General features: G+C 56.3%; 5 protein-coding genes. 4 read left to right on the top strand and 1 reads right to left on the bottom strand.

The features are described 5' to 3' along the window. Positions 1-1312: hypothetical protein (locus ABX962_RS28600; protein WP_372724595.1), on the bottom strand; the 1312-nt coding region annotated here is incomplete at its 3' end. A gap of 348 nt (positions 1313-1660) precedes the next feature. On the opposite strand from ABX962_RS28600, the gene ABX962_RS28595 reads away from it, so the two are divergent. The 4 genes from ABX962_RS28595 to ABX962_RS28580 all read left to right on the top strand — a co-directional run bounded on the left by ABX962_RS28595 (position 1661) and on the right by ABX962_RS28580 (position 5310). Beyond that, positions 1661-1984: a calmodulin-binding protein gene (locus ABX962_RS28595; RefSeq protein WP_372724593.1), complete on the top strand. Its 324-nt coding sequence runs from the start codon at positions 1661-1663 to the stop codon at positions 1982-1984. 173 nt (positions 1985-2157) lie between these two features. Further along, positions 2158-3618: a helix-turn-helix domain-containing protein gene (locus tag ABX962_RS28590; RefSeq protein WP_372724591.1), complete on the top strand. Its 1461-nt coding sequence runs from the start codon at positions 2158-2160 to the stop codon at positions 3616-3618. Beyond that, complete coding sequence (locus ABX962_RS28585) at positions 3615-4106, top strand: hypothetical protein (protein WP_372724589.1); 492 nt, start codon at positions 3615-3617, stop codon at positions 4104-4106. The genes ABX962_RS28590 and ABX962_RS28585 overlap by 4 nt, the downstream gene beginning before the upstream one ends. Before the next feature lie 109 nt (positions 4107-4215). Next, complete coding sequence (locus tag ABX962_RS28580; protein ID WP_372724587.1) at positions 4216-5310, top strand: Mrp/NBP35 family ATP-binding protein; 1095 nt, start codon at positions 4216-4218, stop codon at positions 5308-5310. Positions 5311-5638: the final 328 nt, after the last annotated feature.

The raw sequence follows: 5638 nt of genomic DNA, 5'->3' as shown, positions 1-5638 counted from the left end.
GCCCCAAAACAGGACGATCCACCCGGCGGCGATGGTCATCGATCGCTTCGCGGAAAGAACGAGCGTCTGTGGGGGAATCCACTGCAATCGAGGAATTCGGAAAGCCGGAGGCCGCATTCGCAACCGGCGGCTCATTCGCTTTGGGAATGGCCGAAGTGTTCGGTGTGGTGGTGTCTTTGGCTGGCACAGGAATCGAGAAAAAAGTATTCGCCCGTTTGACACTTTCGGGATCGACCTTCTCGAGCTCCTTCAATGCCTCGCTCGCGGCGGGCAGCGGACAGGCACGCAAGTAGTTCACGACCGGGACGCGAACCCAGTTATTGTCGGGATCCGCCTCGAGGAAGAGCTGCTTCATCTTATCGATTTGGCTCCAGTCGCTCCAACGTGCCAGATCGGGAATAACCAGATCCGCCAGATCTTTGCGGTCCAGCACATGGTGCAGTGATTCCACAAGCGCACTTCGCGCGATCACATCCCCTTCGGTGCCATGGAAACGGATCGCCATGATTGCGGCGTAGGTATCCGCATAGGGAGCCTTGCTGTTCTTCAGAAACAGTTCGTCGATCACGGAGAGCCCTTTTTCACCCGAGAGCGTTAGATAGCAAGCCACCAACGCATCGAGCCCGCTACGGGTGCTCTTTTGAGTGCTGCGAAGTTGTTCTTCGAGCATCGGCAGGTCTTTTTCGTCGCCGCAAACCCCCAACATGGTCAAATACAGTCGTCGGCGATCCACCGTGGCTTCCGGATCGTTGATCCAGCTAACAAGTTCGGCGTGGTCAATTTCTGGTGCGAGTTCTTTGACAGCCGAATAGGGGGCAATCGCGAATTCGTCGTAGGCGTCTCGCGAGAGCATTGTTTCTTCGTCTTGCAGGTAGTCGTAGTAAAACCGCAATCGAGTGACGTCATCCTCGCCCGCCAATTTGGTGACCTTCATCAAATAGGCTTCCGCGCGTGGCGATAGCGGCAGGCAGGACCATTGCATGTTGGGGGGATCGACCCCCGATAGCATGAAAGTGCGGCCTGTTTTCACATCGCCATAGTAGATCGCGTTGACCTCTTGGCCGACTTTGACCAGCGAATCGCCTTTGAGTACTTTTTCGACTCGCATCAGCACTTCGCCGGTTTCTTCGTTGCGAGCGTTTTCGCGGTCGACGGCGGTCGCGATCACGACTGCGTCCATCACCGACATCTCTTGACGAAGCGTCTGCGAAACGGCGTTACAGAAGGGACAGGCCAATGTTGTATTGCCAACAAAACTCGTCACGAGGATCGCGATAACGAGCAGTGACGTGGTGAATCGACGAAACGACATACGTTGAACCAAGTTGGAAAGGATTAACAAAGGGGCGGTTGCCCTGCTGGATCAATCATCCAGTATAGCAATCATTCGATTTTTGTATTGAAATCCGCTGCGAATTCGAGATTCTTGATCGATCCCAAGCACGCTACACACCCAATCTTAGGTGGATCGTAGGGGGGCGGTGAAGTGGCGGGGTGGTTGGAGGGAGCGTTGTAGCGAAAATTGTAGTCAAAATCGTAAGCCAAAACGACTCAACCGATGATACCAGATGTGCCGATAGTGACGGTACGCATGTTTGCGAGTCACCCATCGGGCCGTTGCCGGCCCTCCAATCATCGCCCCCCAGAGGGAGAGCCACGGATGCTCCGCCATTTATTGTTAGCTGCTGTCCTCGTTTGCAGTTGTTGTGCCTTGGCCGATTCGGCTTCGGCGGAACAGCGTGCCTATGGTCAAAATTGGGGTGGAGCAGCAGGTTCCCACGATTGGAATCGCTTCTATCACTACCCCTACGTGTACTACCCCCAAAACTTTTACAGCCAGGAATATTTCCAGAGCAGTGACAGTTTGTACCATCGCTATCCGCAGGAAATGCGGATTCCTGTCTACAACAAGAAGTGGCACAACTATTACCCCAGCAGTCGCCGCTTCCACCAAGGCCATCACTTTATCCTGGATGTGTTTTAGGTCACCGCAGCGTTGGGTTAAACTTGGGTTTACAAACGGGACGCCACGTCTTGGCGTGACGCCGCGAATTCGGTGAGCCCATCGCTCACTGCCGGTTCGCGTCGCGGTGGTGAATCGATCGAGACATCGCCGATCCGGGTTACTCAAGTGCGAGCCGCCAACAGACGGAATCCATGACCTCAGGCACGAAGATCCGTAATCTGATGCGGCTGCTCGATGCGTCGGACGCTCCGGTGTGGGCGATCGATCCTGCGGGCAAATTGGTGTATTTGTCGGCCGCCACGGCACGCTGGCTGGGCTTGGACGTTGAGCGGTTGTTGCAGCGGCGTGCGGTCGCAGGCAGTCCTGTTTCCAATGATCCACTTGATCTTTTGGCGGCAACGCTCTCGCCGCCTCCAGGGCTAAAGCACCGCGGGACCGCTTCACTGCGGGTGCAACCCGCTGGAGATGCAAAACATCGCATCGATCCGATCGATGTTCGCTTTGTCCGCATCGGTTCGGGTGAATCCGGGCTGACGATCGCGATTGGAGGCCGGTTCAGTGACCGTGTTCCCGACGAGGAAATTGCGGACGCGGCAATCGTGCGGCAACAACTCGATGCGTGGCGAAAAAAGCACGCTTCCATCGCAACGGTCGCCACTGCCGGTGTCTCTTCGTCGGCCAAACGGATGCGAGCTCGTATCCAAGTTGCCGCAAACGTGCGAACGCATCTGGGCTTTTTTGCTCCAGCCGGCGCTAGTTGTGAATCGATTGCCCTGCGGGTTCATCAACAATCCGCACCGCGTGAGCCGATCGCGATTGTCGATGGACCGTTGATGGATCCCGAACTACTTGATGCATCGATCGTTCCGGTGGTCAACCAGCTTGCCAATTCCGCCGATTCAAAAGCGACCATTTTAGTACGGGGGTTAGATGAAATGCCATTGGATGCCCAGCGGCATCTGGTCCAGTTGATCTGTTCCTACAATGATCGGTTGCGATTGATCGGATTGTGTAGCGACCAATCCAATCTCGACGCGTCAGCGTGTGAAGGATCTCTGGCGAATGTGGGTGATCGCGAAATGGTGATTGGGTTGAAGTCACCGCAGCGGCAGATCGACGCAGCCCTGGCCGATTTGTTGGCTTCGCTGACAGTGAACATCGAACCCTTGGCGTCTCGCGTCGAGGATATTCCTCTGTTAGCCGCCGCGTTGGTCGATACACATCATGCCGCCCGAGATGGCGTCGGGGAACGTCTGAGCCGCGCCGCAATCGATGCATTGGTGACCTATCCATGGCCAAATGATTTCGAAGAACTTGACGCGGCGATGCGACATGCCGTGCGAAACGCAACACGTGAATCGATCGGACCCGAGAACTTTCCGCTGGCGATTCGCTCCTTTCGGCCTGGCGACTCGCTGGCTCGCCGGAAAGTGCAAAGCGTTTCGCTTGATGAGATGCTTGAGTCGTTTGAACTGAAAATGATCAAGAGTGCGGTGGAGATCAGTGATGGCAATCGTGCCGCCGCCGCACGGTTGCTGGGGATCACCCGCTCGCGTTTGCTGCGGCGTCTCGATGCCGTCCAAACCGAATCGTCCACGCCGCCACCGCGGCCCAGAAAATCGTCTTCCCCCAGCGATGGCGAGAGTGCATGAAAACGATTGCAAGCCAATGGCTCGAGGCATCCAACGAGGTCGTATGGCTGGTGTGTGAGCAGGGCAACCGCTGGGCCGATGCGGCGCGTCGATTTAGCCCCGAAGGGTTGCCCGATCCTTGGATTCCGCAGGTCGTGTCCTGTGAACCGAGTGAGGTATCACGGCGGATTTCGCGGCATCCGTTGGCCAAGTCTGGCTCGTGCCGCCGCATGCCCATGATCGTGCTGTGGGAATTGACGCCCGCGTCGATCGCCAAAATGTTGCGAGTCGTGACGCAAGTCAAAACGGCGTTTCCGGGGGTGATTCAAATTGCCGGGATGACGGGGATCCCCAGTTCGATGCAGGCCACGATTTCCGAGCTAGGAATCCCAATCACGCTGGCGGCGCCCGAAGCCCTACAGAATGTGGCTCGCCGAATCAACTTGCGTGCGTTTCGCACGTTGTCCCCTAGCGAGTCGTCCGCTATCACCTCGGCTCTCGAGGGATGAATCTGCGGGACTGCCACGGCTACCGACCTTGCCAGGGTGGCGAATTGTGGTCAGGCTTTCTGGTTCCAATCCATCCCTTTCCCACTTTCCTTTCGCTGAATCGATATCCATGTCCGCTTTGAATACTGACTCTGTTCGCGCCGCGATTGAATCGTTTCCTGATCCTGAAACCGGGCGTCCCATCGGATCGATGGGGCAAATCAAAGAGGTGCAAGTCGAGGGCAACACCGCCACCATCACGCTTGGATTGACATCCCATTCCAGCCCGATCGCGGACGAAATCGCCGATGCGATCGATTCCAAGGTCGTCGCCGCGTTACCTGGGACCCAGGTGAAGGTCGACATTGTCGATCACCCGCGGCCACCTGCACGTCTGGGACAGGTGGGACTGCGTGTGAAAAGTGTGATCGCTGTCGGCAGCGGCAAAGGGGGTGTGGGCAAGAGTACCGTCGCCGCCTCGATCGCATTGACGCTACGTCAACTCGGCAGTCGTGTGGGATTGATGGATGCGGATGTCTATGGCCCCAGCATTCCTCATCTGCTTGGTTTGTCGGGGCGACCGGCTGTGAATGCTCAGAAGAAAATCGAGCCCATCATGCTCAATGATGACAGCGGACTTCCGCCGATGCCGGTGATCTCGATGGGGTTTCTTGTCGAGCCCGATCAAGCGGTGATTTGGCGTGGTCCGATGTTGCATGGATCGATCAACCAATTCCTAGGAGATACGAATTGGGGCGAACTGGATTATTTGGTGATCGATATGCCACCAGGCACGGGGGACGTTGCGTTGACGCTCTCACAAGCGTTACCGTTGGCTGGCAGTGTCGTGGTGTGCACCCCGCAAGAGGTTGCACTGCTCGATGCGATCAAGGCGATCAGCATGTTTCGCAAGGTGAACATTCCAATTTTGGGAATGGTCGAAAACATGAGCGGGTTTATGTGTCCCGATTGTGGCAAGACCTACGACATCTTCGGCCGTGGCGGTGCTCGAGCGAAGGCCGAAGAGTTGAATGTTCCGTTTCTGGGAGCACTACCGATCGATATCGACTTGCGAACCGGTGGCGACGAAGGACGGCTTGCCAACGTGCTTGCTGAAAACGCGCGAGCGCGAACTCCGATCGAAGCTGCCGCCAAAGCGCTCGTTCGCACGCTGGCGTCTAAGGCCGCTGCGAACCCACCCAAGCCAAGCTTGCCGACGCTGTAACGCATTGCCGAACGCATCGCAGCGAAAGTCGCCAAGGCTTTTGTTGGATCCACGAAACGATTGCGGAGATACGGAGTTACGGATTCGAAACAGCCACGCAAACAACCAGCTTTCGGGCTTCATTGCCGGTGCAGCCTCGATTGCAGGGATCGGTTGTTATCCTCGCCAAAACTGCCAAATTGGCACTTTCTGTGCTTTTTAAAACGAAAAAAGCCGCATCAGAGAATGAACTCCGACGCGGCTTTTTTTAACTTCGGTTCTACTCAGAAGAGAAGAGCTGTCCAGCGGACTAGCGACGCTTCTTAGCGGTCTTCTTCTTAGTAGCTTT

This window comes from Novipirellula sp., assembly GCF_041583735.1.
Taxonomy (GTDB): domain Bacteria; phylum Planctomycetota; class Planctomycetia; order Pirellulales; family Pirellulaceae; genus Novipirellula.
Note: the sequence above shows the minus strand (reverse complement) of the source record. Positions and strands in the feature narration are given on the sequence as shown.

Coding starts and splice junctions, on each gene's coding strand:
- ABX962_RS28595 (WP_372724593.1), top strand. CDS start 1,661: ATGCTCCGCCATTTATTGTTAGCTGCTGTCCTCGTTTGCAGTTGTTGT.
- ABX962_RS28590 (WP_372724591.1), top strand. CDS start 2,158: ATGACCTCAGGCACGAAGATCCGTAATCTGATGCGGCTGCTCGATGCG.
- ABX962_RS28580 (WP_372724587.1), top strand. CDS start 4,216: ATGTCCGCTTTGAATACTGACTCTGTTCGCGCCGCGATTGAATCGTTT.
- ABX962_RS28585 (WP_372724589.1), top strand. CDS start 3,615: ATGAAAACGATTGCAAGCCAATGGCTCGAGGCATCCAACGAGGTCGTA.